Source organism: Streptomyces profundus, assembly GCF_020740535.1.
GTDB lineage: Bacteria > Actinomycetota > Actinomycetes > Streptomycetales > Streptomycetaceae > Streptomyces > Streptomyces profundus.
In genome coordinates this window covers 5,184,378-5,211,347 of the sequence record NZ_CP082362.1, presented here as the reverse complement: position 1 = coordinate 5,211,347, position 26,970 = coordinate 5,184,378, and the positions used below count along the sequence as shown (strand labels likewise).

Annotated in this window: 25 protein-coding genes; 16 read left to right on the top strand and 9 right to left on the bottom strand. The window is 71.4% G+C overall.

From position 1 onward, the window contains the following. Positions 1-115 precede the first annotated feature (115 nt). The 3 genes from K4G22_RS23045 to K4G22_RS23035 form a co-directional block, all read right to left on the bottom strand. Positions 116-1,246 (bottom strand): DUF475 domain-containing protein, encoded by a 1,131-nt coding sequence (locus K4G22_RS23045; protein ID WP_228082251.1) that lies wholly within the window; start codon positions 1,244-1,246, stop codon positions 116-118. A 111-nt stretch (positions 1,247-1,357) separates the two neighbouring features. Beyond that, positions 1,358-1,828 (bottom strand): peroxiredoxin, encoded by a 471-nt coding sequence (locus K4G22_RS23040; RefSeq protein ID WP_228082250.1) that lies wholly within the window; start codon positions 1,826-1,828, stop codon positions 1,358-1,360. Between the two features lie 179 nt (positions 1,829-2,007). Continuing rightward, positions 2,008-2,442, bottom strand: coding sequence for a DUF3052 domain-containing protein (locus K4G22_RS23035; RefSeq protein ID WP_062205405.1), 435 nt, complete (start codon positions 2,440-2,442; stop codon positions 2,008-2,010). Positions 2,443-2,833: 391 nt separating this feature from the next. Between K4G22_RS23035 and aceE the strand changes: the two genes are divergently transcribed. From aceE to K4G22_RS23020, 3 genes are all read left to right on the top strand, one after another. Then, positions 2,834-5,566, top strand: coding sequence for a pyruvate dehydrogenase (acetyl-transferring), homodimeric type (gene aceE, locus K4G22_RS23030; protein WP_228082249.1), 2,733 nt, complete (start codon positions 2,834-2,836; stop codon positions 5,564-5,566). 246 nt (positions 5,567-5,812) lie between these two features. After that, positions 5,813-7,000 carry an alpha/beta hydrolase gene (locus K4G22_RS23025; protein WP_228082248.1) on the top strand — a complete coding sequence of 396 codons (1,188 nt, stop codon included), beginning with the start codon at positions 5,813-5,815 and terminating at the stop codon, positions 6,998-7,000. A 60-nt stretch (positions 7,001-7,060) separates the two neighbouring features. After that, a complete protein-coding gene (locus K4G22_RS23020) occupies positions 7,061-7,942 on the top strand; it encodes a DUF4429 domain-containing protein (protein ID WP_228082247.1) in 882 nt (293 codons plus the stop codon). A 21-nt stretch (positions 7,943-7,963) separates the two neighbouring features. On the opposite strand, the gene K4G22_RS23015 is transcribed toward K4G22_RS23020, so the two are convergent. Further along, positions 7,964-8,434, bottom strand: a complete 471-nt coding sequence (locus K4G22_RS23015; protein ID WP_228082246.1) for a MerR family transcriptional regulator — start codon at positions 8,432-8,434, stop codon at positions 7,964-7,966. 118 nt (positions 8,435-8,552) lie between these two features. On the opposite strand from K4G22_RS23015, the gene K4G22_RS23010 reads away from it, so the two are divergent. Continuing rightward, positions 8,553-9,392: a serine hydrolase domain-containing protein gene (locus K4G22_RS23010; RefSeq protein WP_228082245.1), complete on the top strand. Its 840-nt coding sequence runs from the start codon at positions 8,553-8,555 to the stop codon at positions 9,390-9,392. Between the two features lie 485 nt (positions 9,393-9,877). Here K4G22_RS23010 and K4G22_RS23005 read toward each other — a convergent pair whose 3' ends face one another. After that, positions 9,878-10,564 carry a pirin family protein gene (locus tag K4G22_RS23005; protein ID WP_228082244.1) on the bottom strand — a complete coding sequence of 229 codons (687 nt, stop codon included), beginning with the start codon at positions 10,562-10,564 and terminating at the stop codon, positions 9,878-9,880. 94 nt (positions 10,565-10,658) lie between these two features. Here K4G22_RS23005 and K4G22_RS23000 point away from each other — a divergent pair, with 94 nt between their 5' ends. The 5 genes from K4G22_RS23000 (at position 10,659) to K4G22_RS22980 (ending at position 15,603) form a co-directional block, all read left to right on the top strand. Further along, the gene (locus K4G22_RS23000; protein ID WP_228082243.1) at positions 10,659-11,837 is read left to right on the top strand and encodes a PucR family transcriptional regulator; all 1,179 of its coding nucleotides are present in this window, start codon (positions 10,659-10,661) and stop codon (positions 11,835-11,837) included. 88 nt (positions 11,838-11,925) lie between these two features. After that, on the top strand, positions 11,926-12,882 hold the full coding sequence (locus K4G22_RS22995; RefSeq protein ID WP_228082242.1) for an ACP S-malonyltransferase: 957 nt from the start codon (positions 11,926-11,928) through the stop codon (positions 12,880-12,882). Positions 12,883-12,891: 9 nt separating this feature from the next. Further along, positions 12,892-13,893, top strand: a complete 1,002-nt coding sequence (locus K4G22_RS22990; RefSeq protein WP_228082241.1) for a ketoacyl-ACP synthase III — start codon at positions 12,892-12,894, stop codon at positions 13,891-13,893. 109 nt (positions 13,894-14,002) lie between these two features. Beyond that, positions 14,003-14,251, top strand: a complete 249-nt coding sequence (locus K4G22_RS22985) for an acyl carrier protein (protein WP_228082240.1) — start codon at positions 14,003-14,005, stop codon at positions 14,249-14,251. An 89-nt stretch (positions 14,252-14,340) separates the two neighbouring features. Then, a complete protein-coding gene (locus tag K4G22_RS22980) occupies positions 14,341-15,603 on the top strand; it encodes a beta-ketoacyl-[acyl-carrier-protein] synthase family protein (RefSeq protein WP_228082239.1) in 1,263 nt (420 codons plus the stop codon). A gap of 136 nt (positions 15,604-15,739) precedes the next feature. Here K4G22_RS22980 and K4G22_RS22975 read toward each other — a convergent pair whose 3' ends face one another. Together K4G22_RS22975 and K4G22_RS22970 are read right to left on the bottom strand one after the other, a co-directional pair. Next, positions 15,740-16,393 (bottom strand): class I SAM-dependent methyltransferase, encoded by a 654-nt coding sequence (locus K4G22_RS22975; protein ID WP_228082238.1) that lies wholly within the window; start codon positions 16,391-16,393, stop codon positions 15,740-15,742. Between the two features lie 51 nt (positions 16,394-16,444). After that, a complete protein-coding gene (locus K4G22_RS22970) occupies positions 16,445-17,398 on the bottom strand; it encodes a beta-ketoacyl-ACP synthase III (RefSeq protein WP_425336740.1) in 954 nt (317 codons plus the stop codon). A 53-nt stretch (positions 17,399-17,451) separates the two neighbouring features. Here K4G22_RS22970 and K4G22_RS22965 point away from each other — a divergent pair, with 53 nt between their 5' ends. Beyond that, positions 17,452-18,081: a TetR/AcrR family transcriptional regulator gene (locus K4G22_RS22965; RefSeq protein WP_228082236.1), complete on the top strand. Its 630-nt coding sequence runs from the start codon at positions 17,452-17,454 to the stop codon at positions 18,079-18,081. Here the strand turns inward: K4G22_RS22965 and K4G22_RS22960 are convergent. Then, positions 18,045-18,953: an NAD(P)-dependent oxidoreductase gene (locus tag K4G22_RS22960; RefSeq protein ID WP_228082235.1), complete on the bottom strand. Its 909-nt coding sequence runs from the start codon at positions 18,951-18,953 to the stop codon at positions 18,045-18,047. The two genes, K4G22_RS22965 and K4G22_RS22960, sit on opposite strands and share 37 nt — an antisense overlap. 70 nt (positions 18,954-19,023) lie before the next feature. Then, complete coding sequence (locus K4G22_RS22955) at positions 19,024-19,518, bottom strand: DUF3145 domain-containing protein (protein WP_228082234.1); 495 nt, start codon at positions 19,516-19,518, stop codon at positions 19,024-19,026. Between the two features lie 310 nt (positions 19,519-19,828). Between K4G22_RS22955 and K4G22_RS22950 the strand changes: the two genes are divergently transcribed. From K4G22_RS22950 to K4G22_RS22925, 6 genes are all read left to right on the top strand, one after another. Continuing rightward, the gene (locus K4G22_RS22950) at positions 19,829-20,755 is read left to right on the top strand and encodes a GDSL-type esterase/lipase family protein (RefSeq protein ID WP_228082233.1); all 927 of its coding nucleotides are present in this window, start codon (positions 19,829-19,831) and stop codon (positions 20,753-20,755) included. A 128-nt stretch (positions 20,756-20,883) separates the two neighbouring features. After that, positions 20,884-22,056 (top strand): mandelate racemase/muconate lactonizing enzyme family protein, encoded by a 1,173-nt coding sequence (locus tag K4G22_RS22945; RefSeq protein ID WP_228082232.1) that lies wholly within the window; start codon positions 20,884-20,886, stop codon positions 22,054-22,056. Continuing rightward, on the top strand, positions 22,056-23,072 hold the full coding sequence (locus K4G22_RS22940) for a zinc-dependent alcohol dehydrogenase (protein ID WP_228082231.1): 1,017 nt from the start codon (positions 22,056-22,058) through the stop codon (positions 23,070-23,072). Before K4G22_RS22945 ends, K4G22_RS22940 begins: the two co-directional genes overlap by 1 nt. A gap of 53 nt (positions 23,073-23,125) precedes the next feature. Continuing rightward, positions 23,126-24,226 (top strand): hypothetical protein, encoded by a 1,101-nt coding sequence (locus K4G22_RS22935; protein ID WP_425336739.1) that lies wholly within the window; start codon positions 23,126-23,128, stop codon positions 24,224-24,226. Positions 24,227-24,232: 6 nt separating this feature from the next. Further along, entirely contained in the window at positions 24,233-25,339 is a 1,107-nt protein-coding gene (gene chvE / locus K4G22_RS22930) for a multiple monosaccharide ABC transporter substrate-binding protein (RefSeq protein ID WP_228082230.1), read from the top strand. 31 nt (positions 25,340-25,370) lie between these two features. Further along, positions 25,371-26,969: an ATP-binding cassette domain-containing protein gene (locus K4G22_RS22925; RefSeq protein ID WP_228082229.1), complete on the top strand. Its 1,599-nt coding sequence runs from the start codon at positions 25,371-25,373 to the stop codon at positions 26,967-26,969. The last annotated feature ends 1 nt before the right edge of the window (position 26,970 follow it).

Genomic DNA, 26,970 nt, shown 5'->3' with positions numbered 1-26,970 from the left:
AGCACCCCGGGCACGCCGACCGGCGCCCCGGGAACGACCTCACGCACCTCGCGCGCCGTCGGTAACGGGACGGTCTCGGACCGTCCCGTTACAGGCTTCCGCGTTTGACGGCCCCTCACACTCCCGCCGACACCTGTTTCTTTCCCTCACCCGACAGCTTGTCCCTGCGGTTGGCCCGTAGCGAGGAGTAGAAGGCGGCGAAGATCAGACCGACGCCGACGAGCCCGGTGACCACCTCGGGCAGGTGCCAACGGATGCTGATCAGCAGCATCACGGCCAGCGCGCCGATGGCGTAGTGCGCGCCGTGCTCCAGGTAGCGGTAGTCGTCCAGGGTGCCCTGACGGACCAGGTAGATGGTGAGCGAACGGACGTACATCGCGCCGATGCCCAGGCCGAGCGCCATCTCGAAGATCTGGTTGGTGATGGCGAAGGCGCCGATCACGCCGTCGAAGGAGAACGAGGCGTCCAGCACCTCAAGGTAGAGGAAGAGGAAGAACGCGGCCTTGCCGGCCACGCCCTCGGCCGAGGGCTTCTTGCCGGCGCGGCGGGCCGCCTCCTGCTCCTCGTCCAGCCGCTCCTGGTCGTCCTCAAGGCGGTTCTCGAAGTAGCCGGAGAGGCCGCCGACGAAGAGGTAGGTCAACAGGCCGAGGGAGCCGGAGAGCAGCACCGTCTCCGCCTTGTCGACGTGCATTCCGCCGTGCTGGTACGCCTGGCTGGCGATGGTGGTCGCGGTGATCAGCAGCGCCGCGAGCGCGACGCCGACGGAGAAGCCGTCGATCCTGCTCAGCTTGGAGAGGGGACGCTCAAGCGGGCCGATCCACTTGACGTCACGCTCCTGGAAGATGAAGTTGAGGAAGATCATCAGCAGGAACATCCCGCCGAACGCCGCGATGGACGGATGCGCGTCGGTGACCATCTCCGAGTAGCGGTCGGGGTCGTCGACCGCCAGCTCGACGGCCTCGATCGGCCCCACCCCGGCCGTGATGGCGACGATGGCCACCGGGAAGACGAGCCGCATGCCGAAGACCGCGATCAGGATGCCGATCGTCAGGAAGATCTTCTGCCAGAACTCGTTCATCCGTTTGAGGACACCCGCGTTGACCACGGCGTTGTCGAAGGAGAGCGAGATCTCCAGGACGGAGAGGATCGCCACCACGGCGAAGCCCTCCCACCCCCAGAGGTAGAGCGCCAGCAGCAGTCCCGCGATCGTCACGCCGAAGGACCAGCCAAAAGTTCTGAGAATCACGAGTAGTCCAGTCTTCCGCGCGGGATCGCGATGGTTGCACAAACGGACATGTCAGACGTCGCCCCCGCGCTCAGGGGAGAGCTCGGGCGGTCCATGGGAGGCGCGGGCCGCTCACAGCTGCCGCAGGGCGGCCACGTAGTCGTCGAGGTCCCTGGCGTCCGGCAGATCGTTGACCACCGTCCACCGGACCACGCCCGAGCGGTCGATGATGAACGTGCCACGCACGGCACAGCCCTTGTCCTCGGCGAAGACGCCATAGGCGCGGGACACCTCGCCATGCGGCCAGAAGTCGGAGAGCAGCGGGTAGTCGAGGCCCTCCTGCTCGGAGAAGACGCGCAACGACGGCGGCGCGTCGTTCGAGACCGCCAGCAGTTGGACATCGTCGTTGACGAAGCTCGGCAGCCGGTCCCGCAGCTCGCACAGCTCGCCGGTGCACACGCCGGTGAACGCGAAGGGATAGAACAGCAGCACCACGTTCTTCTCCCCACGGAAGTCGGCGAGGCTCACCGACTGACCGTGCTGATCTCTCAACGAGAAGTCGGGTGCCTTGGCACCAGGCCCTATCGCCCGCTCAATCGCCATGCGCGCTTCATCCGTTTCCCATGGACCGGCAAGGGGGCCGGCTAAGTGACCGGCAAAGTGACCGGCCCAGCCTACGCGTCCGCCATAAACTGACCGTAAACCGACTGAGCGCCCCCGGGTGAGTCAGGGCTTCCGACACTGTCGGGCCCTACTCACCGGGGGCGCTTGAACGCGCGGCGCTACTTCTTGCCGGCCGTCTTGGGGGTCACCAGGCGGCTGCCCGACCAGTCCTTGCCGGCACTGACGCTGCTCGTCTGGGCGAGCCCGGCGGTCTGCGCCGCCTCACCGATCTCGCTGGGCTCCACATAGCCCTCGCGCCCCGTCTTGGGCGTCAGCAGCCAGACCGGCGCCCCGGGGTCGATCAGCGTGGTGGCGTCCACCAGCGCATCGGTCAGGTCGCCGTCATCGTCGCGGAACCACAGCACCACCGCGTCGGCCACGTCGTCATAGCTCTCGTCCACGAGGTCCTGGCCGGTGATGGCCTCGATCCCCTCACGGAGTTCCTGCTCGGCGTCCTCGTCGTAGCCGAGTTCCTGGACCACCTGCCCGGGCTGAAAACCCAGCCTGGCGGCTGGGTTGGTCCGCTCCTCCGCGTGGTCCGCGGTCGCGCTCACGGATAGCTCCTGTCTTGTGTCGGGTACGTAGTCGAGTACGTAACGGTACGTGCCGCGCGCGTGCGCGGCTTGGGGCGTAGTCCACACGGGCGGGGCGGATCGCGCAAGTACCCCACCCCCGAGCCCGCCCAAACGTTGACGTCTTGGCCCATGGGCGGGGTGATCTGCGCCATAGCGCGGCGAACGGGTGTTCGCGGTTCGCGCTGGCCGGGAGCGTAGGCTGGCAAGTCGGCCCTTGGCCGAGGAGCACCGCGAAGACGCCCCCGGGAAGGACCACCGACGCCCGTGAGGTGAGGATTACCACCCAGTAGAGATGACGTTTCGCCGTCGGCGGTCCACGATGGAGGCGGCGCGACACAGCAGAGCAGACAACTCACAGTGAAGGAACAGCGTGGCTTCCGGATCAGATCGCAACCCGATCATCATTGGCGGCCTTCCCAGCCAGGTCCCGGACTTCGACCCTGAGGAGACTCAGGAGTGGCTTGACTCGCTCGACGCCGCGGTCGATGAGCGAGGCCGGGAACGAGCCCGCTATCTCATGCTCCGGCTGATCGAGCGCGCCCGTGAGAAGCGGGTGGCCGTGCCAGAGATGCGCAGCACGGACTACGTCAACACCATCGCGACCAAGGACGAGCCGTACTTCCCCGGCGACGAGGAGGTCGAGCGGAAGGTCCTCAACGCGACCCGCTGGAACGCGGCCGTGATGGTCTCCCGCGCCCAGCGGCCCGGTATCGGCGTGGGTGGGCACATCGCCACCTTCGGCTCCTCGGCGTCCCTGTACGACGTGGGCTTCAACCACTTCTTCCGCGGCAAGGACGGCGGTGACGGCGGTGACCAGGTGTACTTCCAGGGTCACGCCTCGCCCGGCATCTACGCCCGGGCCTTTCTCCTCGACCGGCTGACCGAACAGCACCTGGACGCCTTCCGGCAGGAACGCTCCAAGGCGCCCTACGGTCTCTCCAGCTATCCGCACCCGCGGATGATGCCCGACTTCTGGGAGTTCCCCACGGTCTCCATGGGCCTGGGGCCGATCAGCGCCATCTACCAGGCCAGGATGAACCGCTATATGGAGGCGCGCGGCATCGCCGACACCTCCAAGTCCCGGGTCTACGCCTTCCTCGGGGACGGCGAGATGGACGAGCCCGAGTCGCTGGGGCAGCTCGCCCTGGCCGCTCGGGAGGGCCTGGACAACCTGACGTTCGTGGTCAACTGCAACCTCCAGCGCCTCGACGGCCCGGTGCGCGGCAACGGCAAGATCATGCAGGAGCTGGAGTCCCAGTTCAGGGGTGCCGGCTGGAACGTGATCAAGCTGGTCTGGGACCGCAGCTGGGACCCGCTGCTGGCGCAGGACCGGGACGGCGTGCTGGTCAACAAGCTGAACACCACGCCCGACGGCCAGTTCCAGACGTACGCGACGGAGACCGGCGCCTATATCCGCGACCACTTCTTCGGCGGCGACCAGCGGCTGCGGGCCATGGTCGAGGGCATGACCGACGACCAGATCCTGCATCTGGGGCGCGGCGGCCACGACCACCGCAAGGTCTTCGCCGCCTACCAGGCGGCCAAGGAGCACAAGGGCCAGCCCACGGTGATCCTGGCGCAGACGATCAAGGGCTGGATGCTCGGCCCGAGCTTCGAGGGGCGCAACGCGACGCACCAGATGAAGAAGCTCACCGTCGACGACCTGAAGCGCTTCCGGGACCGGCTCCACCTGCCGATCCCCGACAAGGAGCTGGAGTCGGGCCTGCCGCCCTACTACCACCCGGGTCGGGACTCGGAGGAGATCCAGTACATGCACGACCGGCGGCGCGAGCTGGGCGGCTATGTGCCGACCCGGGTGGTGCGCGCCAAGCCGCTCCCGCAGCCGGGCGACAAGGCGTACGCCGCGGTCCGCAAGGGCTCGGGGCAGCAGCAGATCGCCACGACGATGGCCTTTGTGCGGCTGCTCAAGGACCTGATGCGGGACAAGGAGATCGGCAAGCGGTTCGTGCCGATCGCGCCGGACGAGTACCGCACCTTCGGCATGGACTCGCTGTTCCCCTCGGCCAAGATCTACAACCCGCTGGGGCAGACCTACGAGTCGGTCGACCGCGATCTGCTGCTCTCCTACAAGGAGTCGCCGACCGGGCAGATGCTGCACGACGGGATCACCGAGGCCGGCTGTACGGCGTCGCTGATCGCCGCGGGATCGGCCTACGCCACGCACGGTGAGCATCTGATCCCGGTCTATGTCTTCTACTCGATGTTCGGGTTCCAGCGCACGGGTGACCAGTTCTGGCAGATGGGCGACCAGCTGTCGCGCGGTTTCGTACTGGGCGCGACCGCCGGGCGCACCACGCTGACCGGTGAGGGCACCCAGCACGCGGACGGTCACAGCCATCTGCTGGCCTCGACCAACCCGGCCTGTGTCGCCTACGACCCGGCCTACGGCTACGAGATCGCGCATATCGTGCGGGACGGTCTGCGGCGGATGTACGGCGAGAACGCCGAGGACGTCTTCTACTACATGACGGTCTACAACGAGCCGATCAACCAGCCGGCCGAGCCGGACGGCGTGGACGTCGAGGGCATCCTCAAGGGCCTGCACCGGGTCAGCGTCGGCGAGTCCGGCGGTATCCCGGCGCAGATCCTGGCCTCCGGCGTCTCGGTGCCGTGGGCGATCGAGGCCCAGTCCATCCTGGCCGACGAGTGGGGTGTGAAGGCCGACGTCTGGTCGGCCACGTCCTGGAACGAGCTGCGCCGCGAGGCGGTCTCGGTCGAGGAGCACAACCTGCTGCACCCGGAGGAGGAGCAGCAGGTGCCGTTCGTCACCCGCAAGCTCCAGGGCGCCGAGGGCCCGTTCCTGGCGGTCTCCGACTGGATGCGTTCGGTTCCGGACCAGATCTCCCGCTGGGTGCCCGGCACCTACCAGTCGCTGGGCGGCGACGGCTTCGGCTTCGCCGACACCAGGGGCGCCGCGCGGCGGTTCTTCCACATCGACGCCCAGTCGATCGTGCTCGGCGTGCTCACCGAGCTCGCCAGGGAGGGCAAGATCGACCGCTCGGTGCTGAAGCAGGCCATCGACCGCTACCAGCTGCTCGACGTGGCCGCGGCCGACCCGGGCCCGGCCGGCGGCGACGCCTGACGCGACGGCCGCGCCCCCTCCGGGCGCGGCCACCCGGTGCCCGGTGGTGGGCCGACCACCGGGCACCGTGGTTTTCCCTCGGTGCTCCGCCGGTGGATCTTCGGGGCAGCGACGATGTTTCCCTGGCAACCCTCCCGAATGCCCCATCCGGGCACGTATCATCGGCCGGCAGTGCTGTCATCTTTGTCATTTCATCAGCCCGCCCGGGGGTCTTGGCTTCCCGGCACGGCCCACCCCGTCCGTCGAGTGCTGCTCGCGCTGGCCGTGGTGCTGGTCGTGCTGGCCACCGCCGGCTGGCTGGCCAGCACCCGCCAGGAGACGCCGAACCCGCTCGAACTCCAGCTGCGCGACTGGGCACACGCCACCGTCGCCGGCCATCAGCCGCCCTCGGCCGACGCCTCGTCCGGGGAGGTGGCGGCGTTCTTCGCCGGCCTGGGGGCCGAGCGGAGCGAGCAGCTGGCGGAACGTTTCCCGCTCGTGGTCGGCAACCTGTCCGGCGCGCCCGTCGCGCTGCGCTACCAGGCCAACCGGTCGGCGATCGAGGACGCCAGAGCGGTCGAACTGCGCCGCGCGGAAGACGAGCGGCTCTCCCCCGACGGCCAGCGGGAGGCCGCGCGCCGCGCCCACCGGCTGGCCTCCCTGCTCCGCGCCGACCGGCAGATCCTCGCGTTCGACCCCACCGGGTCAGGCCGGGTCGCCGAGGTGTTCGGCGACCTGACGACGGCGGACCGGATCTCCCTGGTGGTGCCGGGCGTCGACACCGACCTGGTCACCTTCGAGCGCACCGAGGGCCGGTACGCCGCCCCCGCCGGCATGGCCCAGGCCCTCTACGCCGAACAGCGCGCCCAGGCGCCCGAGGTCGCCGGCGCCACCATCGCCTGGGCCGACTACGACGCGCCACGCGGCCTCGCCATGTCGGCCGCGACGGCCGGGCGCGCGGAACGCGGCGCCGAGCGGCTGCTCGACACCCTGGCCGGGCTGCCGTCCGAAGCCGACGTGGCGCTCTTCTGCCACTCCTACGGCTCCGTGGTCTGCGGCGTCGCCGCCGACGAGCTCCCGTCCCGCGTCACCGATATCGCGGTCACCGGCAGCCCGGGCATGCGCGCCGACGACGTCACCGAGCTGGGCACCTCGGCCCGGGTCTGGGCGATGCGGGCGGCGGACGACTGGGTCGCCGACCTGCCGCATCTCTCGATCGGCCCGGTCGGGCACGGCACTGACCCCGTCTCCCCCTCGTTCGGCGCGCGCCGCCTCAGCGACGAGGGGGCGCACGGCCACGACGGCTACTACCAGCCGGGGGCGCGCAGCCTACGCACGCTCGCGCTGGTGGGAGCCGGCGCGAACACCGCGACGGAATGCGCCCCCGGCGCCGACGGTTGCGCGTCGTTCGCCGCGTGCCCCGAGCCAGTTCACGCCGGCAGTCCGACAAGCTGACGCGAACACACCCATCCGGGGGAAGTCTTTTCGTCGGTGCCGCCCCTTACGATGACCCGCATGGGTGATGTGCTGGCCGGAATCCACTCCACATGGGAGTTCGACACCGACTCCGTGCTCATCCGCTTCGAACGGGGGATCCGCACGCCGAAGCTCTTCCAGGCGCTGGGCGAACGACGCATCCCGTACGAGGCGTTGAGTTCGGTCGAGCTGGCCCCGGGGGCCCGCAAAGGAACGGTGGTGCTGCACGCGGTGCCGCGCCCGGGCGCCGATCCGCTGGTGGAGGCGGCGGCCGGGCAGCTGCGGCAGGCGGCGGACCCGTATCGGCTGGTGCTGCCAGCCGAGCGGGAGACCCTCGCCGACTACTACGCCAGCGAGGTGCGTTCGGCGCTCGGCCCCGAGGCCGGCGAGGAGGCGGACCGCCATCTGGTCTCGGCCCCGGCCACGCCGCTCCAGTTCAAGGCGTACGACGGGAAGGTCTCCTTCGACGGGAAGCTGGTCACCTTCCGCTGGTTCCGGACGGGCGCCTCCTCGGCCAAGTGGAAGGCGGGGGACCAGTTCTTCCCGGTCGGCGAGCTGGCCGACATCGAGTGGCGCTCGCCCGAGGTCTCCGGCGGCCATCTGCGGCTCCTGCGGCGCGGGCAGGACGGGCAGCCGGAGACGGACCAGCCCCCGGTGGACCAGGATCCGGCCACGGTGGTCTTCGACATCGGCTACGGCCTGGTACACGAGTCGCTGCCGCTCGCGGCGGCCGTGCTGGAGTCGATACGCGCGGCCCAGCCCAGCGGCAACGGCCGCAGGGACGGCGTGGGGCGCGAGTACCGGGCCGACCCTGCGGACATAGCCGACCGCATCCGCCACCTCGGCGACCTGCACCAGGCCGGTCTGCTGACGGACGAGGAGTTCACCACCAAGAAGCGGTCGCTGCTCGCGGAGCTGTGAGCGGGGCCCCGGGAGCCGTGCTCAGTCCTGGATGTCCGTGTAGATGCTGATCTTGAAGTCCAACACGTTCAGCGTGCTCTGGAGCTCGGCGATCCGCCGGCGCACGTCCTCCCGGGTGGCGCGCAGCAGTTCGCGGCGCTCGGCGAAGGTGTCGTCGCCCTGCCGCACCAGATCCGCGTACCGCACCATGTCGGCCACCGCCATACCGGTCAGCCGCAGCTTGCCGACCAGGGCGAGCCACTCCAGGTCCCGGTTGCGGTACCGGCGCTGACCGGTGTGCGAACGGTCGATATGCGGCATGAGCCCGATGCGTTCGTACCAGCGCAGCGTGTGCGCGCTCAGGCCGGTGTGGTCGGCCACCTCGCTGATGGTGTAGTGGTCCGCCCCCTCGGGACGCGGGTTCGGCCGGTCCAACGCGGCGCAGTGATCCACCTGCTCGGTCTGGTCATCCGCGTGCGGCGAGAGCGACGACTGGGTCTGCGTCAGGGTCATACCCCCCACGCTAGAAGGTTAGAGCGCACTCCAGGCAAGCCGTCTCGCTTCCCGGTCCCCCTGGTCCCTCCCGGTCCCACGGGCCCCGCTGTCAGGGGCCCGCGCTACGCTCGGCGACATGCGAAGCCTGGAGTTGATCGACAGCTGGCCGGTGGACACGGTGGCCACGGGGGTGGTCACGGCGGACGGCGCGGTGGCCGGCACCCGGGGGCCGATCGAGCAGGCCCTCCCGTTGGCGTCCGTCACCAAGCCGCTGACCGCCTACGCCGCGCTGATAGCCGTCGAGGAGGGCGCGATCGAGCTGGCCGAGCCGGCGGGGCCCGAGGGCTCCACGGTCCGCCATCTGCTGGCCCACGCCTCCGGGCTCGCCTTCGACGAGCACCGCGTCGCGGCCCCGCCCGGGGAGCGCCGCCTCTACTCCAACGCGGGCTTCGAGGTCCTGGGCGACGTCATCGCCAAGGCGACGGGGATGCCCTTCGCGGAGTACCTGCGGCAGGCGGTCTCCGAGCCGCTCGGCCTGACCGCGACCCAACTGCTCGGCTCCCCCGCCAAGGACGGCGTCTCCTCAGTCGCGGACCTCATGCGCTTCGGCGCCGAGCTGCTCTCCCCCCGGCTGCTGGCCCGCGAGACGCTGGACGAGGCGACGTCCGTGGTCTTCCCCGGGCTCAGCGGCGTCCTGCCCGGCTACGGCCACCAGAAGCCCAACGACTGGGGCCTCGGCTTCTCGCTCCGCGACCGCAAGTCCCCCCACTGGACCGGGGCGCACTCCTCCCCCCGCACCTTCGGCCACTTCGGCCAGGCCGGCACGTTCCTCTGGATCGACCCGGACGCGGGGGCCGCCTGCGCCACCCTCACCAACCGCCCCTTCGGCCCCTGGGCCGTCCAGGTCTGGCCGACCTTCACCGACGCCGTCCTCGCCGAGCTGAGCCCGAGCCCGGGCAGGCCCTGGCAGGGCTGACGGGCCGGGGCCGCCGGGCCATGGCCCGGCCGCGCCCAAGGCCGCGCAGACCCGGGCGGAGCCGAGCCGGAGGGCCCGGCGGGCCTGGGCGCAGCCAAGCCGGAGGCCGGGCGGGCTCTGGCGTAGCCAGACCCGAAGCGGGCCGGGCCCAAGGTCGGGCAAACCCTGGCGAAGCCAAGCCGGAGGCCCGGCGGGCCTGGACGGGGCCAGACCCGAAGCGGGGCAGACCCTGTCGGAGCCAGACCCGAGGCCGGGCAGGCCCCGGCGGGGCCAAACCCAAGACCAGGCAAGCCCGGCGGGGCCAGACCCGAAGCGGGCCGGGCCCAAGGCCGGGCAAACCCTGGCAGGGCTGACGGGCCGGCTCCGCCGGGCCATGGCCCGGTCGGGCCAGGACCGAGGCCGCGTTGGCCCTGGACGGGCCGGGCCCTGGGCCTGGAGGGCGGGCCCTCGGGGGCGGGGCGGGTGGGAGGGTCAGACCAGCCGGGTCACCGGCCCAGGTGCCAGAGGAGGGCCTCGGTCGGGGCGCGGGCGGCCAGCGCCACCGGGTGTGGGGTGGTGAGTCGCGCGCTGTCGGCCGCCGCCAGGCGGGGGTGGTCCACCGCACCGGAGGTGACCAGGTCGGCCTCACCCGACATGAGTTGCACATGACGCAGCGAACCGGGCGGGAGCTCGGTGCGTTCGCCCGCCGCCAGGCGCAGCAGCCGCAGGGTGGCCGAGGTGCGCGGGAGGCGGTACGGGGCGCCCGGCGCGAGGCCGCGCACCACGTCGTACTCGGGCGGGCCGCCCGCCGCCTCGGGGATGAGCCACATCTGCGCGAACCGCAGCGGCAGCGTCCCGTCGTTGCGTTCGCTGTGCCGCACCCCGGCCCCCGCGGTCAGCCGGGCGAGGTCGCCGGCCCGGAGGACCGTCCTGGCGCCGGTGTCGTCCTCGTGGGTCAGCTCGCCCTCGATGACCCAGCTGACGATCTCCACGTCCCGGTGCGGGTGCGGCGCGAAGCCGGCGCCGGGGGCGAGCCGTTCCTCGTTGCACGCGGTCAGCTGGCCGAAGCGCAGGTTGTCCGGGTCGTAGAAGCCGCCGAAGGAGAACGCGTGCCGGGTGTCGATGCCGGCGGCCGGGTCGCCGCCTCGGTAGCGGTCCTCAGCCCGCACGATCAGGACCCCGGTTCGCTCCATGCGGCCCAGGTTATCCCGCACTTCGGCCGGCGCCCCGGCGCCGGGTGAGACCCCCCGAGGCATGGGGCTGAGGGAAATGAGGCAGGCTGGACCCGTGTCCGATGCCGATGAGAAGCAGGCTCATGCCGCCACCGTTCGCCGCCTTGAGCAGTCCTCGGGCAAGCTGGCCGCCGCCGCGATCGCGCGGATGGATCAGCAGCTGTCCTGGTACCGCGCCATGCCGCCGGAGAACCGCTCGTGGATCGGGCTGGTCGCCCAGGCGGGGATCGCCGCGTTCACCGAGTGGTTCCGGCATCCGGACACGCCGCAGGCGATCAGCACCGATGTCTTCGGCACCGCGCCCCGCGAGCTGACCCGGGCGGTCACGCTGCGACAGACGGTCGAGATGGTGCGCACCACCATCGAGGTCATGGAGTCGGCGGTGGACGAACTCGCGCCGTCGGGGAGCGAGACGGCGCTGCGCAACGCGCTGCTGGTCTACGCCAGGGAGATCGCGTTCGCGACCGCGCAGGTCTACGCCCAGGCGGCGGAGGCGCGCGGCGCCTGGGACGCGCGGCTTGAGTCGCTCGTGGTCAACGCGGTGGTGTCGGGCGAGGCGGACGAGAGTGACGTGTCCAGGGCGGCGGCGCTGGGCTGGCGCACCCCCGAGCATGTGGTGGTGGTGCTGGGCAGCGCGCCCAGCGGCGACAGCGAGTTGACGGTGGAGGCGATCCGCCGGGCGGCGCGGTACGCGAAGCTCCAGGTGCTGACCGGCGTGCTCGGCAAGCGGCTGGTGGTGGTCGCGGGGGGCAGCGACGATCCCGTGCAGGCGGCGAAGGCGTTGATCGGTCCGTTCGCCGAGGGGCCCGTGGTGGCTGGTCCCGTGGTGCGGGATCTGCTGTCCGCGACCCGCTCGGCGCGGGCCGCCGCGGCCGGCCTGCGGGCCTGCGCGGCGTGGCCGGACGCCCCGCGTCCGGTGCTGGCCGACGATCTGCTGCCGGAGCGCGCGATGGCGGGCGACCCCGCCGCGCGCACGCTGCTGCTGGAGGAGATCTACAGACCGTTGCAGGAGGCGGGCTCGGCGCTGCTGGAGACGTTGAGCGTCTATCTGGAGCAGGCCAGCAGTCTGGAGGGTGCCGCCAGAATGTTGTTTGTCCATCCCAACACCGTTCGCTACCGCCTCAGGCGTGTGACTGATGTCACCGGGTGGCCCCCTTCCGATGTGCGGTCGGCCTTTACACTGCGCATCGCCCTGATGCTCGGTCGGCTCGCTGATGGGGATCCCGTCGCCTGACTTTTATGGGATGGCTACAAATCCAACGACTGTTCTTCGTTCTCGCCACCACCGGTGGCGGACCCCCGAACCGGGAGAGAGTGAGAAGGTGCTCGTACTCGTCGCCCCCGGCCAGGGCTCCCAGGCCCCTGGCTTTCTCGAACCGTGGCTCGAACTTCCTGGAGTGGCCGATCGCCTTGGCGACTGGTCCGAAGTGGTCGGCCTCGATCTGATCCGTTACGGAACGGAGGCGGACGCCGACGAGATTAGAAACACCGCGGTCGCCCAGCCCCTGCTGGTGGCCGGCGCGCTGCTGTCCGCGGGTGAGCTGTTCGGCGCGGAGTCCGCGCCGACGCCGGCCCGGGTGCTGGGCGCGGTCGCCGGGCACAGCGTCGGCGAGCTGCCGGCCGCGGTCATCGCCGGTGCCCTGACGGAGCGCGAGGCGATGGCGCTGGTGGCCCGCAGGGCCAGCGCGATGGCCGAGGCCGCCTCGGTCACCGAGACGGGGATGTCGGCCGTGCTGGGCGGCGACCCGGACGAGGTGGCGGCGGCGCTGGAGAAGTTGGGCCTCACGGTCGCCAACAACAACGGCGGTGGCCAACTGGTCGCGGCCGGCACGCTGGAGCAGCTCGCCGCGCTCTTCGCCGACAAGCCCGACAAGGCGCGGGTCCTGCCGCTCAAGGTGGCGGGCGCCTTCCACACCACCTACATGGAGCCCGCCGTCGCGGAGATGGAACGCGCGGTGGCCGGGCTCACGCCGAAGGACCCGGGGGTCCCGTTCGTCTCGAACGCGGACGGCGCGGCGCTGACGGACGGCGCCGAGGTGCTGCGCCGGCTGGTGGCGCAGGTGTCGAGCCCGGTCCGCTGGGACCTGTGCGTGGAGACGTTCCAGCGGTTGGGCGCCACCGCGATGATCGAGCTTCTGCCGGCGGGCACGCTGTCCAGCCTGGCCCGGCGGAACCTGCCCGGCGTGACCCGGGTCGCGATCAAGCGCCCGGACCAGTTGGAGGCGGCCCGCGCGCTCATAGCCGAGTACGCGGACCGAGCCCACGAGACAGCCGAATAGGAGCAGGACATGCCCCCCGCCACACTCAAGGCCAGCCGCGGCGCACCCTATGCGCGGCTGGTCGGCGTCGGTGGCTACCGGCCGACCCGGGTCGTGCCCAACGAGGAGATCCTCCGGCACATCGAGTCCTCGGACGAGTGGATTCGTTCGCGTTCGGGGATCGTCACCCGGCACTGGGCCGGCCCGGAGGAGACCGTCGCCCAGATGGCTCTTGAGGCGGCGGGCAAGGCGATCGCCGACGCCGGGATCACCGCGCGCCAGGTGGACGCCGTGGTCATCTCCACGGTGTCCCACTTCTCGCAGACCCCGGGCATCGCCACCGAGATCGCGCACCGGCTCGGCACGGAGAACGCGGCGGCGTTCGACATCTCCGCCGCGTGCGCCGGCTTCGGCTACGGCCTGGCCATCGGCAAGGGCCTGATCGTGGACGGCAGCGCCAGCCATGTGCTGGTGGTGGGGGTCGAGCGGCTGTCGGATCTGACCGACCTGACCGACCGTTCCACCGCGTTCCTGTTCGGCGACGGAGCCGGCGCCGTGGTGCTCGGCCCCTCGCTTGAGCCGGCTCTCGGCCCCACGGTGTGGGGCTCCGAGGGCGACAAGGCGGACGTCATCGGGCAGACGGTTCCCTGGAACGAGTACCAGCCAGGGGATCGCTTCCCGGCCCTGCGTCAGGAGGGCCAGGCGGTGTTCCGCTGGGCCGTCTACGAGATGGCCAAGGTCGCTCAGCAGGCCCTGGACGCCGCCGGTATCACCGTGGATGATCTGGACGTCTTCATCCCGCACCAGGCCAATATGCGGATCATCGACTCGATGGTGAAGACTCTCAAGCTGCCGGAGCATGTCTCGGTGGCCAGAGATGTCGAGACCACGGGCAACACCTCGGCCGCCTCGATCCCGCTCGCGATGGAGCGGATGTTGGCGACCGGACAGGCGAGAAGCGGCGACACCGCGCTCGTCATCGGCTTCGGGGCGGGTCTGGTGTACGCGGCCATGGTCGTTACCCTCCCCTAAGCAAGGACCTCACCGGCGGGAACCCGAGCGTCTCATCCGGGTTCCGGCCCAGGGTCCATGGATCACCATCCACGCGGTACCCCACCGCAGCATACGAAGGAGCGCCGTCATGGCTGCCAGCCGGGAAGAGATCATCGCCGGTCTCGCCGAGATCGTGAACGAGATCGCCGGTATCCCCAACGACGAGGTGACCGAGGAGAAGTCGTTCACCGACGACCTCGACGTTGACTCGCTGTCCATGGTCGAGGTGGTCGTCGCCGCCGAGGAGCGCTTCGGCGTCAAGATCCCGGACGACGACGTCAAGGGCCTCAAGACCGTGGGCGACGCCGTCGGTTACATCGCCGACCACCAGGACTGACGGGGGCGACCCCCGAGGCTCCACGCGCTGTTCGCCACCCCTCGGGGTGGCCAGCGGCACCATCCCCGATCTAGCGGAGTAAGAGAACTGTGAACGCGACCAATCGAGCGGTGGTTGTCACCGGTGTCGGCGCAACCACACCGCTGGGTGGCGACAGCGCGACCACCTGGGAGGCGATGCTCGCCGGTGAGTCCGGTGCGCGTCCCCTCACCCAGGAGTGGGCGGCCGATCTCCCGGTCACCTTCGCCGCGTCCGCCGCGGTCGATCCGAGCGAGATCCTGCCCCGACCGCAGGCCCGCAAGCTGGACAGGTCAGCGCAGTTCGCGCTGATCTCCGCGAGGGAGGCCTGGGCGGACGCCGGTTTCCAGGGCAGAGCCGGCGAGGACGCCTCCGTCGATCCCGATCGGCTGGGCGTCGTGGTGGCCTCCGGCATCGGCGGGGTGACCACCCTGCTGAGCCAGTACGACCAGCTCAGGGAGCACGGCCCCCGCAAGGTGTCGCCGCACACGGTCCCCATGCTGATGCCCAACAGCCCCTCGGCCAATGTGAGTCTGGACGTGGGCGCGCGCGCCGGCGTGCACACCCCGGTGAGCGCCTGCGCCTCGGGCGCCGAGGCCGTTGGCTACGCCTGGGACATGATCCGCTCCGGCCGCGCCGACGTGGTCGTGGCCGGCGGCACGGAGGCCAGCGTCCATCCGCTGCCGATCGCGGCGTTCGCCAACATGATGGCGATGTCCAAGGACAACGAGAACCCGAAGTCGGCCTCCCGGCCGTTCGACGTGGACCGCACCGGCTTCGTGCTGGGTGAGGGCTCCGGCATAGTGGTGCTGGAGTCCGCCGACCACGCGGCGCGACGAGGCGCCCGGGTGTACTGCGAACTCCTCGGTCAGGGGCTCTCCTCCGACGCGCACCACATCGCGCAGCCCGAGCCGACGGGCCGTGGTATCGCCATGGCCCTGCGGAACCTGCTGGCCAACACCGACCTGAAGCCGGAGCAGCTGGCCCACGCGAACGCGCACGCCACGTCGACCCCCCAGGGCGACCTGGCCGAGGTGCGGGCGCTGCGGGAGGTCTTCGGCGAACACCTGGACCAGGTGGCCATCTCGGCGACCAAGTCGATGACGGGCCACCTGCTGGGCGGCGCCGGCGGCGTCGCCACGGTGGCCACGGCGCTCGCCCTCCACCACCGGGTGGCGCCCCCGACGATCAACGTGGACAACCTCGACCCCGAGGTGAACGCGGACATCGTGATCGACAAGCCCCGCCCGCTGCCCAGCGGCACCATCGCCGCCCTCAGCGACTCCTTCGGCTTCGGCGGCCACAACGTGGTCCTGGCCCTCCGCACGGTCTAGCCGCGCCGCACAACCGCCCTTGTGGGACCCCGGGCTTCGCCCGGGGTCCCACAGATCTCTGAGGCTGCGGCGGTCTGCGCGGGGCCCGCCGCCCGCCGCCCCGTGTGGCCAGCGCGGCCGGTGGCCGACCGCCAGGTCAGACGCGGGCGATCAGCGCGTAGCGTTCGTCGGCCACCGGCCCACCCCACAGCGCGGGGTCGCCGCCGAGCGGCTCGACACGCGCCCGAGCCACCAGGGGCCGGACGGCGGCGGCCAGTTCCGCCGCGGCTACGCCGCCGTTCCAGGGCAGCTCCGCCGCCCCGGCGACATAGCCCTGGCCGGCCTGGCCCGGCTGCCGCCACCGCCCCTCGACCAGCAGGAGCGTGCCCCCAGGACGAAGCAGCGAGACCCAGGCGCGCAGCGCGGCACGGGGGTCGGGCAGGGTCCACACCAGGTGCCGGCACAGAACCGCGTCGAAGGTGTCTTCGCCGGTGGGCGGGGCCTCGGCGTCGCCCACCAGGAACCTGCCCCGAAGGCCGGCGGCGGCCAGCTTGGCGCGCGCCTGATCGACCATCCTCGGCGCGAGGTCCACCCCCGTGACCCGGTGCCCCGCCTCGGCCAGCAGCCGGGAGAGCGAGCCGGTGCCGCAGCCGACGTCGAGAACGTCCCGCGCGGGCCCCGGTATCCAGGAGGCCAGGCGTGCGGCCCACGCGGCACGGGTCGGCTCCTGGCGCAGCCCGTGGTCCGGCTCGTCGTCGAACCCGTGCGCGGCGGCGTCCCAGTACGCCCTGATGGCGGCGGAGTCAGTCATGGGCGAATCGTGCCAGCCGGCACTGACAGTCCCCGCCGCCCGGGCGGTTCGTCAGGGGCAGCGGATGACCTGTCCCGACCAGGAGAGGCCGCCGCCGAAGGCGAAGAGGAGGACGGGGGCGCCGATCGGGATCTCGCGGCGTTCGACCAGCTTGGCCAGCGCCAGCGGGACGGAGGCCGCGGAGGTGTTGCCGGAGCGCACGACGTCCGTGGCGACCACGGCGTCGGGCGCCTTCAGCTGCCGGGCCAGCGATTCGATGATGCGCAGGTTGGCCTGGTGGGTGACGATGCCGGCCAGCTCGGCGGGGGCGACGCCGGCCCGCTCAAGGGCGAGGCGGGCGATGGGCGCCAACTCGGTGGTGGCCCAGCGGAAGACCGTCTGGCCCTCCTGCCCGAACCTGGGCTGCCACGCTCCCTCAAGGCGGACCGCGTCGGCGCGCGTCGGGTCGGAGCCCCAGACGACCGGGCCGATGCCGTCGTGCTGGGCGTCCGGCTCCTCCGGGCCGATCACCACGGCGCCGGCGCCGTCGCCGAGCAGGACGCAGCTGGAGCGGTCCGTCCAGTCCGTGACCTCGGACATCCGCTCGGCGCCGATCACCAGCGCGTGGGACGCCGCGCCGGCGCGCACCGTGTGGTCGGCGATGGCGAGCGCCGTGGTGAAGCCGGCGCAGCCGTTGTTCAGGTCGAAGGTGACGGCGTCGGGGATGCCGAGCCGGCCGGCGACCCTGGCCGCGTTGCTGGGGACCCGGTCCCTGGCGCTACAGGTGGCGACGACCACCTGGCCGATCTGCTCGGGGGCCAGCCCCGAGGCGGCCAGCGCCTTGCCCGCCGCCGCGGTGGCGAGGTCGGCGACGGACTCGTCCCTGGCGATGTGCCGGGTGGCGATCCCGGTGCGCTGCCTGATCCAGGCGTCGTTGGTGTCCACCATCGTGGCGAGTTCGTCGTTGGTGAGGACCTGCTCGGGCTGGTAGTGCCCGAGGGCGTGGATGCGCGTCATGGGAGGCATGATAGCGACCGACCGGTCGGACGCTATAGGCCGAAGGTCTCTATAGTGGAGTCATGAGCCCCCGTCACTCCCTGGCCGAGGCCGGGCGAACCCGAGAGCGCATCATCCAGCGGAGCGTTGACGTCGCGTCCGTGGAGGGGTTGAGCGGGCTGACCCTGGGCCGGTTGGCGGCCGATCTCGGCATCAGCAAGTCGGGGTTGCTCGGGCACTTCGGCACCAAGGAGGCCCTCCAGCTGGCCGCGCTGGAGCGCGGCGCGGTGATCTTCGACCGGGAGGTGTGGCGCCCCGCGTCGGGCGCCACCCCCGGGTTGCCCCGGCTGCGCGCGGTCTGCGCCGCGTGGATCTCGTATCTGGAGCGGGGGGTGTTCCCCGGCGGCTGCCTCTTCGTCAGCTCGACGTTCGAGTTCGACGGCAGGGACGGCCGCGTGCTGGCGTTGCTGCGGCGCCAGTTCCGCGCGTGGGCGCGGCGGCTGACGGGCGAGCTGCGGACGGCCGTGGCGCGGGGGGAGCTGCCGCCCGAGACGGACTCCGAGCAGCTGGTCTTCGAGCTGTACGGCGTGATGATGAGCCTGAACCACTCGATCCAGCTCGGTGCCGACGCCGCCGCGGCCGTCCGGGCCGGGCACGCGGTTGCGGGGCTGCTGGGTCAGCCGGCCGCCGGCTCGGGGTCGAAGCTGGCGTAGTAGGAGGCGGCCATGTCCCGGTCGCCGTGGCCCTGGGCCGAGGCGCGGGCCAGCCGTTCGAGCCCAGCGGCGGCCACGTCGAGACGGACGCCGGCGTCGTCGGCCGCGTCGACGATCAGGCGGGCGTCCTTGAGCGCGGTGTCGACAGCGAAGCTGGGGGCCAGTTCGCCGGCCTCGATGGCCGCCGCCTTGGTGTGCAGATAGCCGAGGTCGAGCGGGCCGCCGGCGATGGCGTCCAGGAAGTCGGCGACGTCGACGCCAAGGCCCCGGGCCAGCGCCAGCGCCTCGGCGGTGCCGTGGGTGATCGCCAACACCCAGCTGTTGCAGACGAGTTTGAGCCGGGTGGCGGCGCCGGGTGTGTCGCCGACCCAGACGACGCGACTGCCGATCGCGGCCAGCACGGGGCCGAGGCGGCCCCTGGTGGACTCGGGTCCGGCGGCCAGGATGGTGAGCATGCCCTCCTCGGCCGGCTGTCGGGTGCCGAGCACGGGGGCGTCGATCAGGGTGAGCCCGTGCTGGTCGGCGAGGGCGATCAGCCGGTCGAGGCCGGCGACACCCGCGGTGGAGCTCTGCGCCCAGACGACGTCGGGGGCGAGCCCCGGGAGGGCGGCGGTGACGGCGTCGGCCGCGGCGTCGCCGTCGTGGAGGACGGTGAGGACGACGCCGGCGCCGGTCACGGCCTCGGCCGGGGTCTCGGCGACCAGGATGCCGTCCTCGGCGAGCGGTTCGGCCTTCGCCCTGGTGCGGTTCCAGACCCGCACATCGAGGCCGGCGCGGCAGAGGTTGCGGGCCATCGCCGCGCCCATGATGCCGGTGCCGAGCACGGCGATGGAGGTGGGATCCGTGGTGCGTTCCGCGCTGTTGTCGATCATGGCCGCACGCTAACTCGCTTTCGCGAACGGGAGGTTATGCCGCGCCCGCCGGCCGCCCCGGTGGCCGGCGTCAGACGACCTGGTGCAGCCAGCGCACCGGGGCGCCCTCGCCCGCGTGCCGGAAGGGTTCGAGCTCGTCGTCCCAGGGCTTGCCCAGCAGGCGGCTGATCTCGGACTGGAGATCGGTCTCGCCCGCGGCGGCGCGGGCGGCAGCGGCGCGCAGCCGGTCCTCGGGGATCATGATGTCGCCGTGTCGCCCGGTGATCGCGTGGTAGATGCCCAGCTCGGGTGTGCAGCTGTAACGTTCGCCCTCGGCGGCGGAGCCGGGGTCGGCGGTGACCTCGTAGCGCAGCAGCTGCCAGCCGCGCAGCGCGGAGGCGAGATGGGAGGCGGTGGTCGGCTCGCCCTGCCAGGAGAACTCGGCGCGCCAGGTGCCCGGGGAGACGGGCTGTCTGATCCACTCCAGGCTCACCCGGGAGTTGAGCACCGAGGCGAGCGCCCATTCGATATGGGGACACAGCGCGCGGGGGGCGGAGTGCACATACAGAACACCACGTGTCGTCATCGGGACCTCCACTTCCCAACCTGCGCCCGCCGCGAGCTTCGAGGCGCCCCACCGTGACCCGAACCGCGCACGAACAGTAAACACCACTGACGTCTTTTCTCGGCAAAGCGGACACCCCATGACGTCCGGTCATCTCTTAGCCTTGTCCCAGGGAGTTCCAGCGACTTCCCAGAGATCCGCCAAGCCAGGACGTGGACCAGGCGCCCACCCGTGCCAGGTCCAAGCTACCGCTCGACGCGAGGCCCGCCGGGACAACGTCGGTGCCCACACCGAGAGCACGCCCGAACAGCGGGAGAACCGAGGAGACCCCATGACCGTCAACATGGTCGCAGCCGCTCGCCCCCTGGTCGCGCCGCTGGCGCTCGCCGCCCTGCTGCTGGGGTGCACTTCGGCCGGTCAGGGGGCCGAAGGGGCCGCCGAGGAGGAGGGCGGCGCGGTCGGCGAGGTGGAGGCCGAGGACCGGGGCGCGCCGGCCGGGCCGGTCTGGAACACCGAGCCCACGTCGATAGCGGCCATGGGTGACTCCATCACGCGCGGCTTTGACGCCTGCGCCCTGTTGTCCGACTGTCCCGAGGTGTCGTGGGCCACCGGCACCGACAGCGAGGTGGACAGCCTGGCGCTGCGGCTGCTCGGGGACGAGGAGGCGTTGGCCGACCGCACGTGGAATCTGGCGGTCTCGGGGGCGGTGGTGGCGGACCTGCCGGCGCAGGCGGCCGAGGCGGTGGCGTTGGAGCCTGAGTTGGTGACGGTGTTGATCGGCGGCAACGACGCCTGTGCCACCGAGGTCTCGGCGATGACGGACGCGGCGGAGTTCCGGGCGGACTTCGCGGCGGCGCTCGACGTGCTGCGCGCCGGTTCGCCCGACACCCAGGTCTATGTGTCCAGCGTCCCGGATCTGGAGCGGCTCTGGGCCGAGGGCCAGGGTTCGACACTGGCCCGGCTGGTGTGGCGGCTGGCCGACGTCTGTCCCTCGATGCTGGCGGACGCGACGGAGCAGGGCGCGGAGGCCACCGAGCGCAGGGCGGAGGTGAGCCAGCGGGTGCGGGAGTACAACGAGGCGCTGGCCGAGGTCTGCGCGGCGGACGCGCTCTGCCGTTACGACGGGGGCGCCACGTTCGACTTCGCCTTCACGACGGACCACATCAGCGACTGGGACTGGTTCCATCCGAGCAGGGAGGGGCAGTCCTCACTCGCCGCCCTGGCCTATGAAGAGGTCACGCGGGCGACGGTCGACTGACCGCGCCACGGGCTCCGTTCCGGCCCCGCGCCCGTCCGCGCCATTGACAGCGGAACGGCTGGGTCATTACGTTCTGCTCAGCATTTCGAACGCATGACGAAATATCGAACAGCTGGAGGTCCGAGCCCGTGCGCATCACCGGAATCAGCACACATGTCGTGGGCACACCCTGGCGGAACCTGACCTATGTCCAGGTGCACACCGACGAGGGACTGACCGGGGTCGGCGAGACGCGGATGCTCGGGCACACCGACGCCCTGCTCGGCTACCTCCGGGAGGCGGAGGCCAACCACATCGCCGGCTCCGACCCGTTCGCCGTCGAGGATCTGGTGCGCCGGATGAAGACGGGCGACTACGGCCGGGCCGGCGAGATCGTGATGTCCGGCATCGCGGTCGTGGAGATGGCCTGTTGGGACATCAAGGGCCAGGCCCTCGGGGTGCCCGTCTGGCAGCTGCTCGGCGGCCGGGCCGATGTGTCGGACAACCGGGTCAAGGCGTACGCCAACGGCTGGTACACCGTGGAACGCACCCCCGAGGCGTTCCACAAGGCGGCCGAGGCGGTCGTCGAGCGCGGCTACCTGGCGCTCAAGCTCGACCCGTTCGGCACCGGCAGCTTCGAGCTCGACCACGCCGAGACGGTGCGCTCGCTGTCACTGGTGGAGGCCGTGCGGGACGCCATCGGCCCCGAGCGGGAGCTGCTGCTGGAGATGCACGGCCGGTTCAGCCCGGCCACGGCGATCCGGCTGGCCAGGGAGCTGGAGCCGTTCGCCCCCTCCTGGCTGGAGGAGCCGGTGCCGCCGGAGAACCTCAAGGCGCTGAAGAAGGTGGCGGAGAAGACCACGCTGCCGATCGCCACCGGGGAGCGCATCCACGACCGGATCGAGTTCCGGGAGCTGTTCGAGTCGCAGGCGGCCGACATCATCCAGCCCGATCTCGGCCATCTCGGCGGCATCGGCGAGATGCGCAAGCTCGCGGCCACCGCCGAGACGCACTATGTGCTGATCGCACCGCACAACGTGGGTGGCTCGGTGCTCACCGCCGCCAGCCTGCAACTGGCCGGCTGCACACCGAACTTCAAGATCCTTGAGCACTTCAACGACTTCGCCGACGCGGAGATCAAGAAGGTGGTGAAGGGCGCGCCGGAGGTGGTGGACGGCTACTTCACGCTCTCGGACGCGCCGGGCCTCGGCGTCACGCTGGACACGGATGCGGCAGCCGAGTTCCCCCAGCAGCAGGCCAGGTTCGACCTGTGGGCCGAGGGCTGGGAGAAGCGCGAGGGCGCCCAGGGCGGGGGCCGCTGATGGTCGGCGCGCGCAGCGTCGTCGTCGACGAGCCGGGCGTCTTCCGGCTGGTGGAGGGCGAACGCCCGGACCCAGGACCCGGCGAGGTCAGGGTGGCGGTGCACGCGGCCGGGGTCTGCGCCAGCGACCGGGAGCTGTTCGACGGCACCCGGCCGGCCGGCTATGTCCGCTATCCGGTGGTGCCGGGGCACGAGTGGTCGGGCACGGTGGACGCGGTGGGCCCCGGCGTCGATCCGGCGCTGCTCGGGCGCGGCACGGTGGCCGAGGGCTTCCGCGCCTGCCAGCGCTGCGCGCGCTGCCGGGCCGGTGAACAGACGCTCTGCACCAGCGGCTACGCGGAGACCGGCTTCACCGAGCCGGGCGCCTTCGCCGACTTCCTGAGGCTCCCGGCGCGGCTGCTGCACCCGCTGGCCCCGGACGCCGATCTGACGGCCGCCGCGCTGCTTGAGCCGGCGGCCGTGGTGGCCGCCGCCGTGCTGCGCGCCGCGCCGCGCGCCGGGGAACGGATCGCCGTGCTGGGCTGCGGCACGCTCGGCCTGTTGGCCACCCAGCTGCTCGCGGCCTCGTCGCCCGTGGCGCTGCTGGCCGTCGATCCCCGGCCGAGGCCCCTGGAGCTGGCCCGTGAGATGGGCGCGAGGGACACCCTGGCGCCCGACGGACTGGACGCCGCCGAAGGGGAGTTCGACCTGGTGGTGGAGACGGCGGGCGCCCCGGGCACCGCCGCCGACGCCTGCCGGCTCGCGCGCCGGGGCGGCCGGGTGGTGCTCACCGGGGTTCCCGAGCCGGGCGCCAAGGGCCTCGACCCCGTGCTGTTGTTGGTCAACCAACTGACCGTGACCAATGTGTTCGGCGCCCCGCCGGCGGCCTGGTCCTACGCTGTGCACGCCTTCGACCACGGGTTGCTCCGTCCCAGGAAACTGATCTCGCATCAGCTTCCCCTGGCGTCTTTCGGGGAAGCGATGAAACTGGTCGGCAGCGGTGACCCGGCCGTGGGCAAGGTGCTGCTGACGCCCTGACCGGCGGGCCAAGCGGTGGCCACCCACCTCCCGAAAACCGAACCATGATCGAAATGCCGAACGAAACGCACCTCTGGAGCATCGTGTCTGACCCCGCCGCATCCTCCGTCCGCCGCCCCGGCGACGCCGCACTCGCCGCGCTCGGCTACGCCCCGTCCGCCGACCTCCCGTCCGAGACCTCCCCGCACGCCTTCCCCGACGGCGGCACGTGGCGCACCGAGATCCCGTCCGTCGAGGGCCCCGAGGCGCTGCACACGGTGCTGGCCGAGGCCGAGCGGCTGTCCGTGCCGATCCACCGGATCAGTCAGGGCAGCGGCATCTGGATGCTGACCGACGCCGAGATCACCGAGATGGTGGACGCCTGCGCCACGGCCGGCGTCGAGCTGTGCCTGTTCACCGGGCCGCGCGGCACCTGGGACATCGGCGCCGGCACCCGCACCTCGTCCGGCGGCGCCGGGCTGCGCGCCCGGGGTCAGCGCGCGGTCGCCGGCTGCGTGGAGGACGCGATCCGCGCCTCCCGGCTCGGCGTGCGCTGCCTGCTGGTGGCCGACGAGGGGGTGCTCTGGGTGCTGCACCAGCTGCGCGCCGACGGGGTGTTGCCGGCCGACACCACGTTCAAGGTGTCGGCGTTGATCGGCCCGGTGAACCCGGTCTCCGTCTCCGTGCACGAGCGTCTCGGCGCCGACTCGGTGAACGTCCCCTCGGATCTCACCCTTGAGCATCTGGCCGAGATCCGCCGGGTCAGCCGGGTGCCGCTGGACTTCTATCTGGAGGCCCCCGACGACCTCGGCGGCTATGTGCGGATGCACGAGATCGCCGAGCTGATCGGGCGCGGGGCGCCGATCTACCTCAAGTTCGGGCTCAGCAAGGCCCCTTCGATCTACCCGTACGGGGCGCATCTGCGGGATGTCACGCTCGCCACCGCACGGGAGCGGGTCCGCCGCGGGCGGCTCGCCCTCGATCTGCTGGCCAGGCTCGGCGCCGACGGCGGCATGTCGCCGCTCGGCTCCCGGCTGCCCGGCCAGTTGCGTCGCTTTCCCCACGACGGCGACGCGGGAACCACCGGAACCACCTCCAGCACGGCCGTTCCCGGCCAGGCCGCGAACGGCAGCACCAGCACAGCAGAAGAGGCGCCATCCGTCGAAAGGACGTGACCTTCCATGTCTCGTGCCCGAGCCGCGACCCGCACTCTCGCGTCGGCCGCCGCCCTCGCCCTTGCCCTGACCGCCTGCGGTCAGGACTCGGACGACGGCGGTGGCCGCGATGCCGACGCCGAGGGCGGCACCGTCGGCATCGCGATGCCCACCAAGTCGTCGGAACGTTGGATAGCCGACGGCGACAACATGGTCTCGCTCTTCGAGGAGGCCGGCTACGAGACGGACCTCCAGTACGGCGAGAACCGGGTGGAGAACCAGATATCCCAGATCGAGAACATGATCGCCCGAGGTCATGACCTGCTGGTGGTGGCCGCCATCGACGGGTCGTCCCTCAGCAACGTGCTCCAGCAGGCCGCCGACGCCGACATCCCGGTGGTCGCCTACGACCGGCTGCTGATGAACACGGAGAACGTGGACGCCTACGCCACCTTCGACAACGCCAGGGTGGGCGAGCTCCAGGGCCAGTACATCGTGGACGCGCTCGCCCTGGACGAGAACCCCGACGACGCGTTCAACATCGAGCTGTTCGCCGGCTCCCCCGACGACAACAACACCCGCTACTTCTTCGAGGGCGCCACCGGCGTCCTCGGCCCGTATCTGGAGAGCGGTCAACTCACCGTCCGCAGCGGCCAGACGGGGCTGAGCGATGTCACCACCGACCGCTGGGACGGCGGCACCGCGCAGAACCGGATGGACGACCTGCTGACCGCGCACTACCGGGGCGAGCCGGTGGACGCGGTGCTGTCGCCCTACGACGGGATCTCCATCGGGGTGCTCTCCGCGCTCAAGAGCGTCGGCTACGGCTCGGGCGACACGCCGTTCCCCGTGGTCACCGGCCAGGACGCCGAGTTGGCCTCGGTGAAGTCGATCGTGGCCGGCGAGCAGACGCAGACGGTCTACAAGGACACCAGGGAGCTGGCCCGGCAGGCGGTGGCGATGGGCGAGGCGCTGCTGGCCGGCGAGGAGCCCGAGTTCAACGACACCGAGACCTACGACAACGGCGTGAAGGTGGTCCCCGCCTATCTGCTGGAGCCGGTGAGCGTCGACGCGGACAACTACCAGTTGCTGATCGACGAGGGCTACTACTCCGAGGCGCAGGTGACCGGCTGATCCGGGGAGTTGGGCAGAGGAGGTACACGCCATGCCACCACATGTGCTGGAAATGCGCGGCATCACCAAGAGCTTCCCCGGCGTCAAGGCCCTGGACGGCGTCGACATCTCCGTGCGCACCGGCGAGGTGCACGCGATCTGCGGCGAGAACGGCGCCGGCAAGTCGACCCTGATGAAGGTGCTCAGCGGGGTGCACCCGCACGGCTCCTACGGCGGCGAGATCCGCTTCGACGGGGAGCCGTGCGCCTTCCGTGACATCCGGGCCAGCGAGGCGCGCGGCATCGTGATCATCCATCAGGAGTTGGCGCTGATACCGCAGTTGTCCATCGCGGAGAACATCTTCCTGGGCAACGAGCGCGCGAGGCGCGGCGTGATCAGCTGGTCGAACACCCTGGTGGAGACGGAACGGCTGCTGCGCCGGGTCAACCTCGGCGACGAGCGGCCCGGCACCAGGATCTCCGAACTGGGCGTGGGCAAGCAGCAGTTGGTGGAGATCGCCAAGGCCCTGGCCAAACGCGTCAAACTGTTGATCCTGGACGAGCCGACGGCCGCGCTCAACGACGAGGACAGCCGCAAACTGCTGGAGCTGATCGGGGAGTTCAGGGCGCAGGGCATCTCCTGCATCCTGATCTCGCACAAGCTGAACGAGGTGCGGCAGGTCGCCGACTCGGTGACCGTGATCAGGGACGGCAGGTCCATCGACACGCTGACCGTGCGGGAGCAGCCGGGCGAGCCCTCGCGGGTCTCGGAGGACCAGCTGATCGAACGGATGGTCGGCCGCGAGCTGGACCAGTACTTCCCCGACCGCACGCCCTACACCGGCGAGCTGGCCGGGCGGGTCGCGTTGACCGTGCGGGACTGGACGGTGCGGCATCCGGTGGACACCGGCCGGAAGGTCGTCGACTCGGTCTCCCTCGAAGTGCGGCACGGGGAGATCCTGGGCATCGCCGGGCTGATGGGCGCGGGGCGCACGGAGTTGGCGATGAGCGTCTTCGGACGCTCCTGGGGCCGTTACGAACGGGGCTCCGTCGAGCTGCACGGCCGGGAGATCTCCACCCGCACGGTGGCGGAGGCGGTCGGGCACGGCATCGCGTATGTCACGGAGGACCGCAAGACCTTTGGCCTCAACCTGATCGACAACATCTCCCGCAACATCTCGCTGGCCGCGCTGCCCCGGATGGCGCGGCGCGGCCTGGTGGACGCGCACGGCGAGCGGCAGGTCGCCGAGCGGTTCCGAACGTCGATGAACATCAAGGCCCCGACCGTCTTCGAACAGGTCGGCCGGCTCAGTGGCGGCAACCAGCAGAAGGTGGTGCTCAGCCAGTGGATCAACGCCGAACCGCAGGTGCTGATCCTCGACGAGCCCACCCGGGGCATCGACGTCGGCGCCAAGTCCGAGATCTACGCAGTGATCGACCAACTCGCCGCGCGGGGCAAGGCGGTGGTGGTCATCTCGTCGGAGCTCTCCGAGCTGCTCGGCCTCTGCGACCGGATCGCCACCATGGCGTTCGGCCGGCTGACCGGGGTGCTGGACCGGGCGGAGGCCACCCAGGAGGGCCTGATGCGGCTGATGACACGGACCGAACTCCCGGAGGTATCCGGGATAGCGGACGAATCCGGGGAGGGCTGAG